Here is a 20,604-nt window from a genome sequence, read left to right on the forward strand (position 1 = left end):
TTTGGTGTAAAGACTTTTTCCTAAGAGGAAATAATGAGAAAGGAATACGATAAACTTCACTTACTTAAAATATTATGTTGTGTCGCTGAGCAACACTCCTTTAGTCGAGCTGCAGAGCAGCTCGGTACCACGACATCAGCGGTGAGTAAATCGATAGCGCAGCTAGAGTCGTCTTATGGACAAGTACTTTTAAATCGAACAACCCGTAAACTCGCATTGTCTGATGCCGGTAAGTTGGTTTATGAAAAAGGGAAAAAGATCCTTCGCGCGCTACGCGATTTGGAAGAGGAAGTTGAACAAGTTGGTGTGCATCAATCCGGGCATCTAAAAATAACCTTTCCAAATACGATAGGGCGTATGCTACTGAGCCAAATTTGTATCGATTTTCAAAAGCGCTATCCACAAATAAAGTTAGAGCTGATGTTTACTGCAGCAAATCAGGATTTAATCGAAGATGAGATTGATGTCGCTTTTAGGCTCTCTGCTGCACTTAAAGACAGTCAATTTTATGTCTTGAAATTAATCAATATAAACTCGACTTTTGTTGCTGCTCCCAGTTATTTGGCGGCGCATGGGAAGCCCGAGCAATTGGACGAACTGAGTAGGCATAACATGTTGTTATCAAAACTTAATCATGTTGAAGATAGTTGGCATGACGGAACTCGAAGTTATGCTTTGCAAGGTAATTTGATAGCGAACAGTCGGTTTCACATTCGAGAGGCGGTGTTGGCAGGATTGGGGATTGCCATGCTACCGTCTTATTTCTGCCAACGGGATATTGATTCGGGCGCTTTGGTTGAGCTGTTTCCCGAGCAAAATAGGCCTGAAGTTACTTTGCATGCCATATATAAAGTGAAACGAGAGCACTCTGCAAAGCTAGATTTATTCTTAGGGTTTGTACAGGCGCAATTATCATGCAAATCAGAATTGGTACCTTAGCCCCGCGTAGTAGCGCCGACCATTCACATATACCCCTGTTGGTGCGTACTCATTGCGATCATAGGTATAGATTTGTTCGTCGGTTAAATTAATAAACTCAAATTGTGCATCAAGGTTATCACTTAATTTCACCGTGAGGCTGCCGTCTAACTGACCGTAGTTATCCATCATGGTCTCGCCTACACCGGTGGCAAACTGGGTTCGATAATTATAGCTAAGCCGTGCGCTAAATTGGTGGTTCTCGTAGTAAGCGGTGAGATTAGCGCTGTGTTTTGAGGTGCCTGGCACTTTGTCCTGTAAGCCAACGTCAGCGTTGTCACGTTCTCCATCAACATAGGTGTAATTGGCGATTAACCCAAATCCGTACGCAAGTGTCTGCTGGTAGCTTAGTTCAACGCCACGGATACTGCCGCCAGCGCCATTACTGGGCCTATCGATAGACATCAAAATACCTTCATGACGCTCAAGCTTTCGCTCAAACTCAATAAAAGACTCCACATCTTTGTTAAATAAGGCGATTGAGGCGAGTCCTGCATCGTCAAAGTACCACTCAAGGCTGGCATCAAACTGCGCCGCTCTATATGGAGCTAAGCTGGCGTTACCACCTTGTCCCTGAGCTTGGGTCACGTTGTAATTGGTTGAGGGCATAAGGTGGTGAAATTGCGCTCGTGACATGACGCGCGCAACGGAAAAACGGCCAACCAGACTTTCGCTTAAATCAAACTTGATATTGGCGCTGGGTAGAATATCGATGTAATCCCGAGATTCTTCATGCCAAACATAGCTATCGGGCGCTTCGATGGGGGAGGCGACACGTTTAAATGCGGCAGAGTCTTGAAAGGTTTTGACCACCCGTACCCCAATGTTGGCTGCATAGGATTCACCAGCGAGTTGCATTTGACCGTAAGCGGCGGCGGTTTTTTCTGTAATATGAAAACGACTGGCTTTTTCTATCTCTTGTTCAAAATTGAGCGTATCGAAGTCTTTAGCGAGCAGTGTAATATCGGCATAACTGTAGTTTTTTAAGGTGTTTGCACTACCTACGCCGCGCAAATAATCATCCACAAAAGTGCCCGGATAGGCGGCCAGTGTAGTGCCAAGCTCGCCGGCTAGACCATCAAGCCCTCCATCTTTTGAGCGATAGCGCAAAAAGTCCCGTTGATGGTCCTTGAGTTTAATGCCAAATTTAATCGCGTCGACTTGTTTAAAGTCGATATCGTACGCAAAATCGGCTTGCGCGAAGTATGATTTATCTTTGCCATCTTGGCTGTCATTTCGAGCTTCGGTGATAAACCAACTCGCCGCATCTAACGGAGAAGCCCCATAACTTGCGATAATGTTTTTTCGCATTGACGTATCAACATGAAAACGGGTGTTAGCAGAAAACTGTGATGTGACGTCTTCTTTGGTGCCACCTGAGCCGTGGCTTAGACCCACTTGAAATTGGCTCGACCAATAAATACCGTCATAGACTAAGTCTAGATGAGCACTTTTAGTGCTGATCTGCGAGTCTCGCCAAATGGCTTCCATGCTGGTATTGAACGGCGCTGCTGTGGGTAAATAGTGGGCGCTCACCAAAGTACCATCTTGTACTTGTAAATCGGTTACCCCGCCGCCTAGGTCAATAGACTTTGCACTTTGCCAGAGAAAGTTTTGATTGTTGTTGTCTGCGTTTAGATGAGAGTAAAGTAAGTGACTATTTAACCTAAGCCGTGGGGAAAGCTGAAATGCGGCATTGACTGTATAAGCTTGTAACTCTCTTTGCTGCTGAAAAATCGCGGAACCCCCACCTCCTGGAAACCACAACGTCTGGCTTTTGTCTTGTGGGGTCTGCTGGGTGGCATACCAAGTATCACCTTCACCTTGGTATAATGTTCTATCGTGCCACCCCCACGATTCTAGGCCGTCGCGTCTGAGGCTGCGATCTCGTCGTGTTGCGGTAAAAAGTACAGCATAGTCGCCACTTTCGCTATGGTAGTTATAAATTGCAGATAATTGTGGGTCGAGTTTATCGCTCAAGTCACTGTATTGGAACTGGGCCGTTACAACGCCATAGCCTGAAGGCGTAAGCAGAGGGTCGCGGGTTTTTATATTGATTGCACCACCTAATGACCCTTCATCCTGCATAGCTTGTGGTGTTTTGAACACCTCAAGGCTAGAGACGATTTCACTGGGTAATAAGGTAAAATTAAAGCCTCGGCTTGGCTGACTTGAGATCCACCAATCAGCGGAGGCGAGATATTGACCATTCAAATAAGTTCTATTTTGCTCGGGGGTTGTGCCTCGCACGCCGATCCGCTCACCTTCACCTTGTGCTCGAGAGAGTGAAATACCGGTGATCCGTTGCAGCGCCTCTGCGACGTTTTTATCTGGAAACTTACCTATGTCTTCAGCACTGATCGTATCTGAAACTTGTTGATTGTGACGTTTATTACTGAGAGACTTGACAACGCTGTCATGGAAGGCACGGATTTCGATGCGTTCTATGGTATTTTCAGCTGTCTGATTTTGCTCAACGGCATAACTTGCAGCTGTGATAAAGAATGCGCTACAAGAAACTGTTCGGATGAGAAATTCTGACATTGTGCTCAACTTATAATACGAGTAAGTTACCTTTAGTTGATACTCATAATACGCTTTTATTACGAGCCTAACCATAGTTTTACAAATTTTTAGTAGTTGATGGTTGAAAACCTAGAAAAACGTTTTTTAATCAATGAGATACTTGTCGACCTGAGCAATTTATCTGTGTGTGTTGACGGTTCTTGGAGAAGCATCGAAGCGAAACATGCTGCATTATTACGTCTATTGATTGCTAACAAGGGACAGGTTGTTACCAGAGATGCCATCTTAGATATCGTATGGCCCGGTACTATCGTCAGTGATAACTCTGTTAGCCAGCTGGTGGTACAGCTACGTAAGCTGCTTGGTGACAGTTCAAACGAGCCAAAAATAATTAAAACGGTACCACGCCTAGGTTATCAATGTATTGCACAAATTGAAAAAGCCCCGACGCTACTTGAGCAAGTAGAGGAGTTGTCTCGTGGGCGTGGCGCACAATTTGCGCTGCTCGGGTTTTTTATGGGTCTTGTGGTGACTTTGCTTGGCGTTTTTATTACCAAGCAGTGGCAAAGTGACTTGCAACAGCAGCCCGTCACTGCAACTCGGATCACGTCCTCACCGGGTGCTGAAGTCTTTGTGCGCTTTTCTCCAAATGGTAACTATTTAGCCTACAGTTATTTAGCTGAGGGAGCCGATCAATTTGATTTGGCGGTCTATGATCTTGAGACTAAAACAACCCATACGATAAAAAGCAGCGGTTATAGTGAAGAGTCAGCAAGTTGGTCTTTAGATGGTAACTGGCTGATTTATTCGCGCTCGGATCCGGTTTCCTGTGAAGTACGGGCGTTACACGTTAAAGGTCCAATAGAAATGTGGCGACTAGCGCGCGATAGCGTGCTTGGCAGCTGTAATAGTGCACAAGACTCAGCGCCTTGGCTAGAATATCGAGCGGGCCATTTTATCACTAAGTCTTGGGATAAAGCTGGGACCTATTTGCAATCTGTAGCGGTCACTTTTGCGGATAATCAACCTAAAGTGCTCAACACCACGGCGTTGCCTATTCGCGATGTAACACATTATCAAGTTAACCAACAAACGCTGTTGTATCAGGTAAAAGAGCAGGGCGTTTATCGGCTTAATCTGGGGCAACTTGGGGACCTTGAAAGCCAAACCACCACACTCTCCAAGCAGTCTTTTTCGGCATTGAGTCATGGTTATGAGGACGATACGGTTATTATCGCCAAACAAAACTTGAGTGTACTTAAAGGTCGTGAGCAACAGTTATTATACTCCGGATTTGGTGCGATATCTGAGATTGATGTCAATGCGAACTTGCGTGCTTCGGCGCACACTGAGGGCGTGGCTGAAATTAACTTTTATCAGCTTGCTGTAGACGCACAAAGCGAAGCACAGCAAAAGCAGTTGACGTCGCCCGCTCGAATGGACCTACTTGCCGCATTGTCTGATGATGGCGCACATTTTGTGTATGCCTCGGTGACAACCAAAAATAACGATGCGCCACAATTTGAGCTGTGGCATAAACATGCTTTTCGGCCAACGTCGAGTTTGCTTGGTACGATGCCGCTGGGAGAAGTGCCTATTTTGCTATTGCTGTCGCCTAATAACGAATATCTCGCCGTATTATCAAAGTCGCACAAAGTGTATTTAATAAGCTCTTTTACTAAAGAGGTGAAAAAAGTAGTTGATAACTTTGCCGAAATTGCCGACTTGCATTGGTCACAGGATGGTAGAAACCTGTATTATCGAGCGAAGCTCTCGGCGGAAGCAAAATGGCAGGCATGGCAATTTACCGTATCTCAAGGGCGCAGTGAGCAACAACCTCTGGTAACGCACTCACCTGATTTACCTCTTACTCAAAAGAACCCTAGCTTTGTGGGGTATAAAGAACAAGTTAGGGAATACCTAATTACTGCGCTCACTGAGACATTTGATGTAGAGCAGTTACGTGGGTCTTTATCTCTTTATCAGCCTGCAGTATATCGAGATGGGGTTTACTTTGTACTGAAAAGAGGCCACCAATTGGTGCTTTATCGTTATTTAAGTAGTGAAAACAAGGTCGAAGAAATTCAACCAATTGGGTTACACCTTTACGCGGGGTTTACCGAGTTACAGGTATTATCAAGCTTTGATGGCAGTCAGGTAGTATTCAATCGGATCAACAACTATGAAAGTGACATAGTATTACTGGAGTACGGTGACCGATGAAGACATCATTGTTACGAAGCCCAGGTTGGGTACAGTTAGTTAGCTAGCTTTTGCTGGAATAAGCGTATTGCTTTACTACTCCAATTGCGCTGTGATGCCGACTTCAATGCTTGTGAGGCAAGCTTCTTGGCCTCTGCCTGATTATCTGTAAGCTTGGCAGATAGTAGCAGCAGTTCAGGGTGTTCGGGATCGATGGTGAGACCATGACGCAGCCAAGCCTTTGCCTGAGTTTTGTCGTTGAGACGAGTTAAATAAGTGTTTGCTAATAGAAGTGTGGAGCGCAAATGGCCGTTGTTCGAAGCTTCGGTAAGTACTTGTAGCGCACGTTGAGTATCTTGCAGCTCTGTGTTTGTAAGTAGTGATCGTGCTAAGCGATATTTTGCGATATCCATGGTTTGTGCTGCGTGTTCAAGCCAAAGTACACTAAGTCGATGCTCTCCCACATTGATAAGTTGAGTTGCTAAACGATATTGTGCCAAGTCCAAGCCATTTTTGGCTGCAGCTAAATATAATTCATTTTCTGGTTCTTCAGCGCGCCAGTGATAGCGCAGCAGCTGATACGCGTTGTAATCTTTCATACTCAACCAGTTAGCAATATAGTATTGTACTTGCGCCACACCACGTTCTGCAGCGTCGATATTCTGCTTTAGCTGTTTTTCGTAGGCCTTCTTTTGAATGGCTAAGGTTTCGCGATATTGCTCGCCTTTATATGTCGCAAAATGGTAAATCAGCGTGTGTGCTTGCTTTGGTCCACTATATCGCCACTTCTCTACAGCATTTAACAGGCTAGCGGTGAATATATGCTTGGGGTAGCTATCTACGACCTCAATATTGGTTGCCTTACCGCCTTGGTCGATATCAAACTCTAACCAAACCCAGCCCTCAACCCCTTGTCGTACGGCCTCATCAGGATAGTCAGGTAATACATCGTGAGTTTTACTCGGCGTAGAAACGATATTGGGTTGTTTGAGCCGGGCAAGTGTTGAATCAAGTAAGTAGGTGTCTGCCAAACGATTTTTTTGAAGTGTTACGAAATCTTTTAGGCCACTTTGGTCGTCGGACTGCTGCAAAACGAGTTGCGCAGTTTGAAAGGCTTCAGCAATACCGAACTCTTTAGCCAATGAAAACCAAGCAAAGGCATTTGCGGCACTTTGTTCGGTTCCTTGACCGTACAAATACATCACCCCAAGATTATACATGGCGTCTGCATTACCTAACTGAGCTAGGCGATTGAATTCAGAAAATGCAAGAGTGAATTCTTCATTCTGATAGGCGAGGGTAGCATCATAAAGATCGGCTTTTGTCTGCCAACTTATACTCAGAAAAAATGAAAAAATAAGCCCAGAAATGAGATTGTTGCGCATTTTATTGATTACTCATCCTCGGACTGCTCTTTGGGGTTGCTGTGGCCATTTTTAATAGGCTATATAACCACAATATAAGGGAAATTTAAATAATAAAAGCTGATAGCAAACGCTATCAGCTTTTTGGAACTCCGGGCAGGGAGTTTACTAAGTCGAACCTGTGTTAGCTTGGAAGCGACTTAATTCGAGTCATGAAACTATTTCTTTACGACTAATAAGACCAGATTTAGCGGTAAAAGTTTCATTCGCTATTCGGTGTTAGAAGTTAAATCTAACCCCCGCGCTAAAACGCCTTCCATCGGCATAGACACCCGTTAGTGCTTGCTCAACTCCCTTTTCCTGATAGCTAAATGTATGTTCATCCGTCAAGTTGATGGCCTCAAGAATAAATGCCACATTCTCATTGTAGTTATAGGTAAGGTTGGCATCTACTTGACCATAATCGTCAATGTATCCTGGCCAGTCGCGACCTGTATCATACCCTGTTCTGAAGTTGTATGAGATACGGGCACTAATGAATTCGTTTTCATAATAAGAACTCAAGTTAACAGTATGCTCAGAGTTGCCTGGGATAGTGATGTCGTTACCTTCATCATCTTTGGCTTCACCATCTACATAGGTATAGTTAGCTGCAACGCCAAAACCTTCGTATAGCTCTTGTTGATAACCCACTTCTAGGCCTTGAATGCGGCCTGCTTTCCCATTAACAGGGCGGCTGATCAGCACTTCTTTACCTTCGTGAGTTTCAAGTGCTGGTTGGCTCTCGATAAACGACTGAATATCTTTGTAGAAAAATACCGCAGAAAAAAGACCTGCGTCGCTAAAGTACCACTCGATACCGGTATCAAACTGCGTCGCTCGATATGGGTCGATGTCAGGGTTACCGCCAGTGCCTGTTTGTGTTTCTAGGTTGTATGAGGTTGATGCTGTCATATCGGCGTAATCTGGGCGAGACATAACTCGTGCCGCAGAAAAACGCATTAATAAATCGTCATCTAAGTCAATTGCCAAGTTAATGCTTGGAAGAATGTCGAAGTAGTCCTTTTCTTCCGTTGTCCATACCTCAGCACCGGACTCACCTGCAAACGCGGATGAGGTTTGTTTGGTATTTACAAGCCTTACGCCTAAATTACCGCGTAGACCATCTGCATCCAGATTCGCTTTAATGTAGCCTGCGGTAATTTTTTCATTGATATCGAAAGTACTGGCCTTCAATACTCGGTAATTCCAACCCAGCGCATCACCTTCTTGGCGTATTTTATCTGAATCAGTGATTGCATAGCTGCGCGTTGTGCCTGCTGAGCCTATGCCTGAAAGGTAATCAGAAGGCATGGCTTTAGAGTAATCAGCTAGACTCCAGTTTAAGTCGGTACGATTATCCGTTGTGTGTTTGGTATTAAAACGACTGTGATCACGATATTTAAAGCCTACTTTGATCTGGTTAAAGATAGCGACATCAATTGGGCGTTTAAAATCGGCTTGAAAATAAGTTTCATCATCTTTCGCATCATTGCTGTCATAACGTAAAAAGCCTAAATTCCATTTATCACCATCGTTTGGATCGGCAGCATAACTGGTCTTTACGTCTTCCTCTTGTGACGCATCAAAGCTGTGAACATAGTTGCCTTCCCAACCAACGGAGCGATCCGCTTGTGAACCCCCCGAACCTTCTGTGTAACCTAAGTGATATGAAGATTCCCAAAGTTGCCCTTGATGTTCAACTTTTAAGTCGTACGATTTGGTTTTGAGCTCAGAGTTACGTACTTTGGTCTCATCCAGAATGTTATTACCATCTGGTGATAAGCCAAGCGTCCCGCCGACGGCCATCTTTCCAACTACGGGGTGGTCGATAACGGTAATGTCAGTATATTGTGAGCCGCCGTAACCGGGTAACCACAGGAAGTTTTGGTTTTCATTGTCGGCTTCAAGTGTAGAGTCTAACGCATTGAATACAATGTCCATATTTTCATTTGGACGATATTGCAAGGCGAGGTTTATACCCGTGCGCACGCGCTGCTGTGAGAACATTGCTGAGCCGCCACCGCCAGGGCTGTAGACATTGTCGACGACGGTACCGTCTTCAAGTGTGATATCACGATAGGTCCAAGACCACGCTTCAATACCATCACGACGTAAGTTGCGCTCTTGGCGCACGACAGAAATTAAGGCGCCAAAAGATTCATCATCGGTCTTAAAGTTGTACATAGCGGAAAGTTGCGGGTCGGTTTCACCTGACACTTCGCTGTGCTGTGCGATAATTGAACCTGCAATTTTATTTGCTTCTAAATCAAGCGGCTTACGTGTTCTAACAATCACGGTTCCACCAATAGAGCCTTCGTCAATATCGGCTTCTGGTGATTTGTAAACTTCAAGCCCAGAAATGATTTCAGAGGGTAACATTGTGTAGTTAAATCCACGGCTCGCCGCTGAGTTAGTCCACCAGTCCGCTGAGCCAACAGCTTGACCATTTAATAAGGTCCGGTTTTGGCTTTCACCTGTGCCTCGAATGCTAACGCGTTCACCTTCACCAAAACTACGCGTGATTGAAACTCCGGTAATTCGTTGTAATGATTCGGCAACGTTTTGATCTGGAAATTTGCCAATGTCTTCGGCGGTTACTGCATCAACAATGGCGTCTGAGTATCTTTTTGTATTGAGTGATTGAACAACGCTGCCACGGATCCCTCTGACTTGAATAACTTCAACTTCACCATTTTTAGCTGCTTCTTGATTGTTGTTTTCTTCAGCGAGTGCTAGACCCGGTGCAAAAAGTACCGAGCCGAGCAAAGATTGGCTGATTAATACAGCCAGTTTTTTCTTGTTATTGCGAAACATAAATTCCCCTTGAGTGCTTACTTGTGGTTGACCTCGAGAAAGATTAAACACCAGCGGGGTTTGTTAAATCTTGAATTGAAATGAATAGTTATGAATTTGGTGGTTTTTTGCTTTAATTTTTCTTATTTTATTGAAATATATGGTTATAAAATAATTTTTTCTGGGTTTTGTGCTGTTTAAATTAAGTTTACTAGAGTGATTTTGCTTTGTTTTTTGTTAACATTCATAACTACAAAGAACTAGAAAGTCGCCTTTCCAGTTCTTTTTGCGCGTTATAAGCTCTTTTTAGGTGGCAGTACAACGTTTGAGAAGATAAGGCCAGCGATAAGAGACATAAATATTAAAAAGGTTTGTTGGCCAATATGGTCCGCATGAACAAAGCTTTGGCCTTCAATTAAAGAATTAAGTCCAATATAGGTTTTAGAACCAGGGACCAACACAATCAAACCTTGCATTGCAACAATGGACGCAGGGGCATTTACCACACGGTTAAAGATATTACTAAAGACACCCACTGCAAATGCACCTACAAAAGTACCAAGTGCATAATCAAAGTAAACCGCAGAGCTGATACTGGCTGCGTAGGCGATAAAGCCTGATGCGAGTGACCAACTTGCATGGCGTAACTTTGTTCTAAAGATAATAACTAGGCTGCTACAAAGTAATAGCACTGCAAGCCAAGCCGTCCAACGTGGTAATGGTGATGGTTGTATAAAATCAACTTGTCCAAAAAACGCAAACCCTAAACTGATCCCCAAAAATGCACCGAAGTAGAGCTTAAAGAGCAACATAATAGAGTCCATGACTCTAGCGGTGCCTGACACTAGATGACGAGCCGATAATTCCGCAAACCCAAGCGCCAGCGCCAAGCCAGGTATAAACACGATAATGGCCGAAAGTACCACCAAACGGATGTTGACCTGCGGGTCAATGTACACAGACACAGCGCAGGCAGCAACCGCTGATACGATGGCGACCAAAGGCTCAAGCATATGTGTTACGCGTTTGGAAATACTTGCCCAAAGCACGAATATGTAGACCACAAGCGATATTAGCGCCGACCACCAAACGTCATTCCAGCTAGTTCCCATCAGCATCGCAAATGCGCCACTTGAGGTTGCAAATGCAAGACCCGTCATTAACTTATTATAAGGGGGCTTAGCGTGCAAAATGGCTTCAAGGCATTGTTCAGCTTCTTGGATTGAAAGCTCACCAGATAACACGCGTGTTGCGACGTCATCCGTATCTGCCAATGAACCTAAATCATGATCGCCGGGATCAACTCGCGCCACATGGGTATATTCTTCTTCATGACCTTCGGTCCAAATTACAAAAGTGACAGATGTCGGAGACATGACAAAGGAAGACTTTAGCCCTAGGTGAGTGGCTATTTCCATTAAATGTGCTTCGAGTCGATAGGCAGGGGTACCGTATTTGTGAAGCATTTTGCCTAACTTCACAATAAAGCGGCGTTTCTCTGTAAAGGTTGCGTTATTCAACGAAAGAGAACCTTAAATATGTAATGCCAATTCTACTGAATGAAGCGAATTGGCGAAAATGTTAAAAAAGTATGGTGTTTGAAATTAAAAAAATCAAACTGAGCTCATCATGGGTACGCGCTGCTAGTAAGGTACATATCATTGCTTTTACTAGATTTTAGTTATGTTTTTGCACACGAATTTGATATTCGCAACAGACTATTTGCATAGGTAAATTTGGCGGCCAAGATTGCTGCGAATTCTATCCAGATTCTCAGTAATGTCTATAGTTTTGGCCGCAAATATTTGCATTTTTTATAAGCAGGTATCAGCGCTACATTTATTGCTAAGCGCTAAGAGTTACGATGATTCTCTGATCTGCAATGACACATCCACCAAGGTTCTAACGGCAGGTTGCGATTTGTTTAAAATTTCGGATAACGTATGGCATGTCCGCTTACCGATGTCGTCGGCATCAATTCTAACGCTCGTTAATGCGGGCTTCATCAGCTGGGAGTCTTGCAAGTCATCAAAACCGACAACTTTGATGTCTTCACCAGGTACCAGTCCATGTTCGCGCATGGCTTCAATTGCACCGTATGCAATGACGTCACTAAAGCAAACGATAGCTTTTATCTCTTTATGGTTAGTGATGAGAGTATTAAACGCTTCTCGGCCCCCTTGGCGATTGGTTGGAGCAGCGATCGCAGGTTGCGCTTCATTTAATCCATTGAGCTTTAGAGCGCTTTGGAAACCAGACAGTCGCTCATGGTAATCTGAAATTTCGGGAGTACCACCCAGAAAAGCAATGTCTTTTATGCCTTGCTCAATGAGGTGAGTCGTTGCTAGGTGAGTCCCTTTTTTATTGTCAGGTAGAATACAGGGGGCTTTCGCGAAGGCCACTTCACGCATAATGGTAATAACTGGAAATCCAGAGTCAGCCAATTGGTCCAGCCACTCTCGTGGAGTACTTGGTGCAGGCACCATAACAAAAGCACAAACGTTGTATTCTTTAAGTGTGTTAACCACTTGGCGTTGGCGATTAAAGTCTTCGCCTGTATTTACCAGCATAGGCACCATACCTAATGCGTAAATATGCTTTTCTAATCCAACAGCAAGCTGAGCAGAGTACGGGTTAGTTAAGTCGTTGATAACAACTGCAACAAGATTAGACTTTTTACTACGTAGCGCTGCTGCGTCGCGATTATAAACATACCCCAGCTTTTCGATGGCTTTTAGTACTTTCTCTTTGCTTTTATCGCTGACTTTATCGCTATGCGTTAGGACAAGGGATACTGTTGATTTAGAAACTTGTGCCTCTTCGGCAACATCAAAAATGGTAACCTTAGCGAGTTTTTTATCGTTGTTCATGCTAATTCGTATCAATTATGGCTGGTTAAGTGACTAAGTGTACATCAAGTTTTCATCGCATTAAATCGCAAATCTCTGCACATTTCCCGATAATCGTTATATGATCACCTGCTAAACGCCGAAGATAGGTAAATACAGTGAAATTATTAAAACAAATCACATTTATCATATTAATGACTACCGTATCATATACGGTATGTGCACAAGAGCAAGGCTACATGACACCTTCTCCAGAGCTGGCAAAGCTTGTTGATGCACCATTGATCCCAACCTCTAAATTGAGTGCAAATGGTAATTGGTTGGCATTGTTACAGCGCAATAGGGTACTCACGCTCGAAGAGCTTGGACAGCCAGAGCAAGCGCTTGCGGGGATAAAGTTCAATCCGCAAACCTTTATGCGGACCTCCAGCCGCCAATATAGCTCTATTGAGTTTAAACATGTCGCAACCGGTGCCTTAATTAAGGTGACAGGTCTACCTAAAGGCAAGATCAAGTCTCCAAGCTGGAGTGCAGATAGCCGCTATCTTGCGTTTATTCTTGAACAAGAAAATAGTGCTACGCTTTGGGCTTACGATATTGAGCAGCGCAATCTTAAACAGCTTACTCAATCAACATTAAATGGCGTGGTGACTTCAACACCATACCAGTGGTTGCCAGACAGTACTGCAATTATCGCGAATATTGCTATTAATCATGGCAAACAGCCAAGCGCAAAAGATAAATCCAGCCTAACGCCAATAATACAAACCACATCTGGCAAAAAAGCATCAACACGCACTTATCAGAATTTATTGTCTAGTCCCTATGATATTCAGCTATTTAAGTTTTATTCTGAGGGGCAGTTAATTAAGCTAAATCTGAATGCCAGCGCGCAGCAAATTGGTAATCCAACGTATCTTAAACATTTCTCTGTTTCGCCAGACTCTACCAATCTAGTGGTTGGTATGATGGCAGATCCCTTCTCATTCCAAGTGCCTTACAGCCGTTTTCCAGCGGTATGGCAAGTGTGGGGAATGCGTGGCTATCCATTATTTGAAGTTGCAAGACAACCACTAGCCGACGCACTGCCTGCGGGCTTTGATAGCGTGAGAGAAGGGCCTCGAAAGATCCAATGGCGTGACGACCATGGCGCGACACTGATATGGGCCGAAGCGCAAGATGGTGGGGATATGAATGTGGAGGTTGACTACCATGACCACCTTTATACGATTAGTTCGCCATTCAAAAAGGAACCTGAACTTTTCGCAAAAGTAGAGCGTCGTTTTTCAAGTATTGAATGGGCTGATAACAATGTTGCGATTTTGAATGAATGGCGCTTTGCCGATCGCAGTATTCGTTCTTCTGTATTTTCTCCGCGTAATCCAGAGCAAAATCGCATGGTGTTTTCAGAGCGCAGTTATAATGATGCATACAAAGATCCTGGCAACTTTGTATATGAAAATAGTGATTTAGGTTCAAGAGTATTGAAGTTAGTTGGAGGCAGGTATTTGTTTTTAACGGGCAACGGTGCATCTGAGAAAGGCAACATTCCTTTTTTAGATCGTTTTGACGTAAAAACCAATACTTCAACTCGTATTTGGCAGTCGAGCGAACCTTATTACGAAAGAGTGCGTGCAATGTTAGATGACGAAGGTATGCGCTTTATTACCGTGCGTGAGTCACGCCAAGAACAACCCAACTTTTTTGTCCGTGACTTACAGTTTGATACTTTGGAGCAGCTAACTAAGTTTGCGCACCCTTATCCTGCATTTAAAGGTGTTGTAAAAGAGCAAATCAAGTACAAACGTGATGATGGCGTTGAGCTATCCGGTAATCTTTATCTTCCTACAGATTATGACCCATCAAAAGGCCGTATACCTGTGTTGATGTGGGCTTATCCGCTCGAGTTTAAAGATAAAGCCGTTGCTTCGCAGGTGCGTGAATCGCCTTATCAATTCCCATATATTGGCTATTGGGGGCCAATGCCGTATTTAGCAAAAGGTATTGCTGTTTTTGATGATCCGACGATGCCGATTGTCGGGGCAGGCGACACACAACCAAATGATACATTTAGGCAGCAATTGGTTGCGAGTGCGAAAGCTGCTGTTGATACCTTAGTAGAAAAAGGTATAGCAGATCCTAAGCGCATTGCGATTGCAGGGCATTCTTATGGAGCATTTATGGTGGCTAACTTACTCGCCCATAGTGACTTGTTTGCCACTGGCATTGCACGAAGCGGGGCTTATAATCGCACCTTGACGCCATTTGGTTTCCAAGGTGAGCCGCGTAACTTCTGGGAAGCGCAAAACGTCTATGCCAGCATGTCGCCTTTCTTCCACGCGGAAAAAATCAATGAACCTATGTTGATGATCCATGGAGAGGAAGATCCAAACTCAGGTACTTTTCCTATGCAGTCTAAACGTATGTTTGCTGCAATGAATGGTTTAGGTGCCAATGCAAGGCTGGTGATGTTGCCAGAAGAAGGCCATGGGTATAAAGCACGAGAAAGTATTTTACATGTGCTTTGGGAGCAAGAGCAGTGGCTCGACAAGTATCTGTTTTCTGAGAAGGAAGACGCTGTTCTTGAAGGCGCATCAACAGAAGAAGTGATACCGCTCGTAACGGAAGCGACAGTTAACTAACATAAATCGATTCAATAGAGGGAGTAGTAGATCTACTCCCTCCATTTACCCTATTTCAGTTATACGAAAATTAAGCTACCTACTCTTTACTAGACACCGAACTGCCGACGGAAGCGGTAATTACCATAAAAATAGCAAGCCATTGCCAAACAGTCAGTAACTCTCCAAGAATTAAAAAGCCAGCCAACGCCGCAACCGCAGGTTCAACGCTCATTAAAATACTAAACCCTTGTGCGGGCATTTTTCGAAGCGCTACCATTTCTAGGCTATAAGGCAGGGCGCTGGATAACAAACCAATTGCGATACCCAATGGAATAAGTGACCAATTAAGGAGGGCTACACCTTGAGACATCACGCCAAACGGTACGATAGTAAGCGCGGCAACCGTCATGCCGATTGCCACAGTCACCCCGCCGGAGCTTTCGTTGCCTGAGCGCTTACCATAGAGAATATATCCTGCCCAACAAGCGCCAGCAACCAAGGCTAAAGCAACACCTACTGGGTCCAAACCATTGACATCGCCAAGATCTGGTAACAACAGCAAAATTCCTAAAATAGCAAATGCAACCCACAAATAATCACGTTTCCGTTTAGATGAAAATAGCGCTACGGCGAGTGGCCCGGTAAACTCTAAGGCCACACCAATGCCAATAGGGATACGTTCAATGGCATAGTAAAAGGTGATATTCATGCCGCCCAAACATAGGCCATAGACGATGAGTGGTCGCCAGTTTGTCGGTAAATGACGCCAAGGCTTGAACACCAAGCACAAAATAAGAGCTGAAAATCCTAGGCGATATGCTGTGGTGCCCTCAGGCCCAACAAATGGAAATAACTGCTTGGCAATAGAGGCTCCAGATTGGATGGTGATCATAGCGCAAAGCAGGCATAAAATCGCAATGACAAAGTCGCGGCTAAGTAGTGACATTGAGACCCCAACAAGATAAATAACAAGCTTAAAAGATGGCGATATAAGGCTAGTCTAATCGTGTCTAAATAATGGCTCAATTACTTTTGTATATTTTATGCCTTTATTGGTTTTTGAAATGGTTATTTGTTGATTTATTTACTTTTAATTTTCAGTATTTTCTTTTTGTTATCGTTCCAATTGTGCTTACGTATTCAGGTAGTTAAGCCAAGCACTTTCATGTCTTTGCATATTTTTATGCTTTTTCGAATTAAAGTGTGCAAGCCTATCGCGGTCATTGATAAAAGGGCCAGCTCTACAAATAGTACAGTAGTTATCACCCAAATAATCAGGTACTTTGAGTTTTTCTTTTATGGCGTGAGCTGGGTTAACAGACCAGTAATAGCTAATGCCGCTGGTGTCTTTTACATGTTTATCACGGTCGACATTGCGAATTTGATACTCTGGGAACTGTGAAATCTCAAACTGAGACTGACCGAGGTAATATTGTTCAAGTCCGTTGATCAGGCTGCCTTCTAGATCCCACTCTATATAAGGTTTTACGTCCTTAGAGGTAATGATCCCTAGCTGAGCGCCTTTAGGATCAAGTGCATGAGCCGCTGCGTTTATTAAGAATTCTCGCAGCAATTTCCGATTGAGGCTGTTAACGCTCAAAGTCTGGTTTTTGAAGCTTTCAAGCGAGTCAAACGCAGGAATGAGAGGAAACTGAAAAATTACCGCATCAAAGGCATGCGACGGCACTTTTTGCCAACAATGTGCCTCTGTGACATCAAATTGAGTCACTACATCAATCCCTAGAGTATGTAGTTTATCAAATGCATTATCTTGATATTTATGCTTAAGTTCACCTTCACTGTCGTAAACACTGGCAGTAAGATGGGCTGGAGCAAAGTACTTTGCTAATGAATATGAGAAGCTTAAATCGCCGTCACCAACGGTAAGAATACGCCAGTTTTTATCGAGTATCATGGAACTGTCTAAATCAGTAAAACGAGGAGTTTATCAAACTAGGCAGTTATCTTGTAGCAATTGGCTCTTTTATTAGTTTAAAACCAACTAGACAAAATACACCCGCCAAAAACCAAATGCTCCCAGCCAAAATTGCAAAACTGGTGGTTTTTTCAGGGAAAACTATAGCTAGCGGCAGTGTAATTGCTCCCCTTACTAAACATAACGTTGAAATAGTAAAGATGGCAGGGCGAAGCATAAGTAATGGTTTGATCCACTTGAGGGCCGAAAGTGCGTAGGCGGTCAAACGTACGCAAAGTCACTCTAAATATTTCCCCCAGTCTTGTACCTGCCATAACATTTTGTGCGGTTTGGATCGTTGGTTTATCTGTCCGTTTTGCTTGTCAGCTATAAGTTTTCGCTGTGTACCTTTTTGCTCACGTTGGCGATACGCTAACGCACATAATGGGCACTTAGTATCTTGATGCAGTCCAGAGAGACTAAAAAAAGAACACTTTCCAGATAAAATATAGATGAGTAATCGGAAGGATGTAATTTCGATTGCGTCTTGAGTCTCAACGCGTAGCTTCATGGTGCTTAAATCAGATGAACTCTCTGGCTCACCAATTTGCGTCATGCTTGTTTCAAACGTTTCAGTCTTACGTTTTCTCATGTTGCTGTCCTTTTTAATATGCTGAAAATGCCAAAAAGGAACGTGATGTGCGTAACGCATTGCTTTTTCAGTGTGCGTTACTTCAAGTACAGCGCCTTACTGTTCCTTCTAGTGTCAGATCTTACAAAGGTACGAGTCCAAAAGCTTAGACTGTTTCATATTTTCACACTTGACCGTTTCATTTGTTTAACACAAAATACACAAACAAGGCTCAGGCAGGACTATAGCGTTGTCATTGTTAGTAAAAGAATATTAATGGAGTACCCTAAGGGAAAAGATAAATGACAATTAAAGCAAGCAGTTTAGTACAGCAACTGAGGTTTGCCGCAGGATACTCTGTAATTCAGTTTGCAAAGAAGATGGGCGTTTCGAAACAAACCATCTACAACTGGGAGAGCGGCCTGACAACACCGGATTTAAACCAAGTAATTAGAATGTACATTGTTTGTGGATTGAACCCCAAGTCTTTACTACCAAAGCGAAAAAAAGCAGTAATGATGAACTTGGTGATACCGATACCAACCTCGATTAAATAGCGCAATTTGCAATCAAGATTGTTACACTATGCATACAAATGTTATTAACATAAGGAATACAAAGTGTATAAAAAAGAACCTAATTACATCTCAAAGCAACTACTTCCTGATGAACACTTAGGCAGTATTATCGGTTCGGGTGGTGTGGTCGGTGATTGCGCTCAAATTAACCGTAGGCAAGTAAGAGACAATATAGCGACCTCTGTAGTACAAGTCATTTCTCACAAGTACTTGCGACTAATTACGGGCTCTGGCGGTGTAGCTGGTGGTGGAGGCGGTCAAGTTGATCCTCAACAAGTGGAAGGTGCGATACAACGCCTTACTTTAAATCTAGCAACGAGAAATCATGAGTACGTTATATCAAGTCATAATGGAAAATAACCACCTAATCAATATTTCGATTTGGGTGGTTTTGATAATTTCAGTCTTTCTAAGTAAAGACAGCCCTAATGTTCAATGGTTAGCAGTCAATATTTTATTTGCACGCACATTAGACATTGCACTGTATGAACCTGCTTTAAAGCTGGGCGGATGGTTTTACTTTATAATGGCGACGCAAAATTTGCTTTTGATGGCGCTCATCATAAAACGCAAACAGATTGCAAACTATATAGCGCAGTTCAATTTAAGCTTTATCAGTCGCTTTGCACAAAAAAGCGCAAAAGACTTTTCCCTAACACCAAATGAGCTCACTTACATACTCATTTTAGCAAGTGCTGCTCTCATTCAAACTGCGTCCCTTATCGAGCGAGGGTTTAGAAAGCTAACTGACTTTAACCCAATGTTTATCTATAACGCGTACCCAAGCTTGATGCACATACTCACTATTCTTTCCGTGCTGGTTGTATTTTCATTAGTCATTGATGCTTATCGTGGTTTCTATACTTGTCGTGACTCTACAAGCCGCAGCTCAATGTGAGAGCATGGCTCGGAGTAAATTAGCTTTGTACTATCACATAACGTGCAGAGGTTACTTTTATTAAAATTGGAGAATTCTCATGATATTGTTACCCAATGATATAGCTAAAAAAATAACAGGAGCAGCAGGCGGTGGAGTAACTAGTCCTGACCTACCTGAGAGAAAAGAGTAAAGTTTGGGTGTAGATTGATTTATATACATGATAAAGTATTAGAAGTAGCCCATTACGTGTTCTAAGGAAATAGTACCGCGTATTGGTGGAACGGCTTTAACCAACAACAGTGGACATAAAAAATGCAAACAAGGATTGTGGTGTATGGTACTAACCATCCTGTACATGTCGTCGATTTTGAGCTCACGACCTGTATCAATAGCGGCTTTTTACTCAAAGCGAACCTAGAATCCCAATTTGACCTGGCTGATGAATTACTCGTCGGCAATATGCTCACGTTTGAAATTGAGTCACCAGATGCAATATCAACATATTTCACTGGGACTTTGTTTGATATCCAATCTGGTTTTGTGTCTGAGCACACCTGTGGTGCAGAGGTGGTATTAAAGCCTCGCCTTGAGTTACTTAAGCAAACTGAAAAAAGCCAAATCTTTGTACAAGCCAATGTTCAGTCTGTCCTCAATAAGTTGATACAAAAAGCCGGCTATTCACAAGACCGGATAAAATGGCGAGTCACTAAAGATTTACCCACGCTACCGCAGTGCGTACAAGCGCTAGAAAACGACTACACCTTTTTCACTCGACTCTTAGCAAAGTACGGCTTAATTTATTGGTTTGAATGCCATGATTTTATTGAGTCGATAGTGATTGCCGAGGGGAATCTTGCAAGCCCCTATATTGAGCGAGGCTTGCTGTCGGTAACGGATAAAGATGGTCTGGTGCACGAACATGAAACCGGCTTTGTTGGGTTTACGCAGTGCCAAAGCCGCCATCGCTTTAGAATGGGTGGCTCACAAGTGTACATGAATGCCCATCCACCAACCTCGGTCAGCTCGGCCCAGCGCAGTTATTTTGAGCCTGCTGCACAAAACCCTGCTGAGCAATTTGAGCGCACTGGCAATCTCGAGCTTGCCTATCAACAAGGTAAAAATGAAGTCACGCTGGTAGGGAACGTAGCCGAAGCCAATGCCGGTTATTCGTTTTCGTTAAATGGTAAATTGGGCACAGCAAAAGGTGGCGATTATACCTGTA

The 20,604-nt window shown here is 43.5% G+C and carries 15 protein-coding genes; 7 read left to right on the forward strand and 8 right to left on the reverse strand.

Going from position 1 to position 20,604, the window contains the following annotated elements; all coding sequences use genetic code 11:
* Nucleotides 1-33: 33 nt before the first annotated feature.
* Nucleotides 34-939 carry a LysR family transcriptional regulator gene (locus ABMY45_RS23455; RefSeq protein WP_095728326.1) on the forward strand — a complete coding sequence of 302 codons (906 nt, stop codon included), beginning with the start codon at nt 34-36 and terminating at the stop codon, nt 937-939.
* Here ABMY45_RS23455 and ABMY45_RS23460 read toward each other — a convergent pair.
* Complete coding sequence (locus tag ABMY45_RS23460) at nt 922-3,522, reverse strand: TonB-dependent receptor (protein ID WP_349289569.1); 2,601 nt, start codon at nt 3,520-3,522, stop codon at nt 922-924. The two genes, ABMY45_RS23455 and ABMY45_RS23460, sit on opposite strands and share 18 nt — an antisense overlap.
* Nucleotides 3,523-3,621: 99 nt before the next feature.
* Here ABMY45_RS23460 and ABMY45_RS23465 point away from each other — a divergent pair, with 99 nt between their 5' ends.
* On the forward strand, nt 3,622-5,727 hold the full coding sequence (locus tag ABMY45_RS23465; protein WP_227387778.1) for a winged helix-turn-helix domain-containing protein: 2,106 nt from the start codon (nt 3,622-3,624) through the stop codon (nt 5,725-5,727).
* 35 nt (nt 5,728-5,762) lie between these two features.
* Here ABMY45_RS23465 and ABMY45_RS23470 read toward each other — a convergent pair whose 3' ends face one another.
* From ABMY45_RS23470 to ABMY45_RS23485, 4 genes are all read right to left on the reverse strand, one after another.
* Nucleotides 5,763-7,091 carry a TonB family protein gene (locus tag ABMY45_RS23470; RefSeq protein WP_010604259.1) on the reverse strand — a complete coding sequence of 443 codons (1,329 nt, stop codon included), beginning with the start codon at nt 7,089-7,091 and terminating at the stop codon, nt 5,763-5,765.
* 258 nt (nt 7,092-7,349) lie between these two features.
* Nucleotides 7,350-9,926, reverse strand: coding sequence for a TonB-dependent receptor (locus ABMY45_RS23475; protein WP_174169412.1), 2,577 nt, complete (start codon nt 9,924-9,926; stop codon nt 7,350-7,352).
* A gap of 272 nt (nt 9,927-10,198) precedes the next feature.
* The gene (locus ABMY45_RS23480; RefSeq protein ID WP_017217546.1) at nt 10,199-11,425 is read right to left on the reverse strand and encodes a threonine/serine exporter family protein; all 1,227 of its coding nucleotides are present in this window, start codon (nt 11,423-11,425) and stop codon (nt 10,199-10,201) included.
* A gap of 339 nt (nt 11,426-11,764) precedes the next feature.
* Nucleotides 11,765-12,775 carry a LacI family DNA-binding transcriptional regulator gene (locus ABMY45_RS23485; RefSeq protein ID WP_010604256.1) on the reverse strand — a complete coding sequence of 337 codons (1,011 nt, stop codon included), beginning with the start codon at nt 12,773-12,775 and terminating at the stop codon, nt 11,765-11,767.
* Between the two features lie 137 nt (nt 12,776-12,912).
* On the opposite strand from ABMY45_RS23485, the gene ABMY45_RS23490 reads away from it, so the two are divergent.
* Nucleotides 12,913-15,396 (forward strand): prolyl oligopeptidase family serine peptidase, encoded by a 2,484-nt coding sequence (locus ABMY45_RS23490; RefSeq protein ID WP_349289570.1) that lies wholly within the window; start codon nt 12,913-12,915, stop codon nt 15,394-15,396.
* Between the two features lie 79 nt (nt 15,397-15,475).
* Here the strand turns inward: ABMY45_RS23490 and ABMY45_RS23495 are convergent, their stop codons facing one another.
* From ABMY45_RS23495 to ABMY45_RS23505, 3 genes are all read right to left on the reverse strand, one after another.
* On the reverse strand, nt 15,476-16,324 hold the full coding sequence (locus ABMY45_RS23495) for a DMT family transporter (protein ID WP_010604254.1): 849 nt from the start codon (nt 16,322-16,324) through the stop codon (nt 15,476-15,478).
* A 186-nt stretch (nt 16,325-16,510) separates the two neighbouring features.
* A complete protein-coding gene (locus ABMY45_RS23500; protein WP_174169410.1) occupies nt 16,511-17,293 on the reverse strand; it encodes a Rossmann-like fold-containing protein in 783 nt (260 codons plus the stop codon).
* A gap of 298 nt (nt 17,294-17,591) precedes the next feature.
* Nucleotides 17,592-17,945, reverse strand: a complete 354-nt coding sequence (locus ABMY45_RS23505; protein ID WP_206472405.1) for a hypothetical protein — start codon at nt 17,943-17,945, stop codon at nt 17,592-17,594.
* A gap of 281 nt (nt 17,946-18,226) precedes the next feature.
* Between ABMY45_RS23505 and ABMY45_RS23510 the strand changes: the two genes are divergently transcribed.
* The 4 genes from ABMY45_RS23510 to ABMY45_RS23525 all read left to right on the forward strand — a co-directional run.
* The gene (locus ABMY45_RS23510; protein WP_174169409.1) at nt 18,227-18,481 is read left to right on the forward strand and encodes a helix-turn-helix transcriptional regulator; all 255 of its coding nucleotides are present in this window, start codon (nt 18,227-18,229) and stop codon (nt 18,479-18,481) included.
* A gap of 63 nt (nt 18,482-18,544) precedes the next feature.
* Nucleotides 18,545-18,862: a hypothetical protein gene (locus tag ABMY45_RS23515; protein WP_227387781.1), complete on the forward strand. Its 318-nt coding sequence runs from the start codon at nt 18,545-18,547 to the stop codon at nt 18,860-18,862.
* Nucleotides 18,828-19,400, forward strand: coding sequence for a hypothetical protein (locus ABMY45_RS23520; RefSeq protein WP_206472403.1), 573 nt, complete (start codon nt 18,828-18,830; stop codon nt 19,398-19,400). The genes ABMY45_RS23515 and ABMY45_RS23520 overlap by 35 nt, the downstream gene beginning before the upstream one ends.
* Nucleotides 19,401-19,694: 294 nt before the next feature.
* Nucleotides 19,695-20,604: phage late control D family protein (locus ABMY45_RS23525; protein WP_349289571.1), on the forward strand; the 910-nt coding region annotated here is incomplete at its 3' end.

It is taken from the genome of Pseudoalteromonas sp. XMcav11-Q (assembly GCF_040104525.1).
Taxonomy (GTDB): domain Bacteria; phylum Pseudomonadota; class Gammaproteobacteria; order Enterobacterales; family Alteromonadaceae; genus Pseudoalteromonas.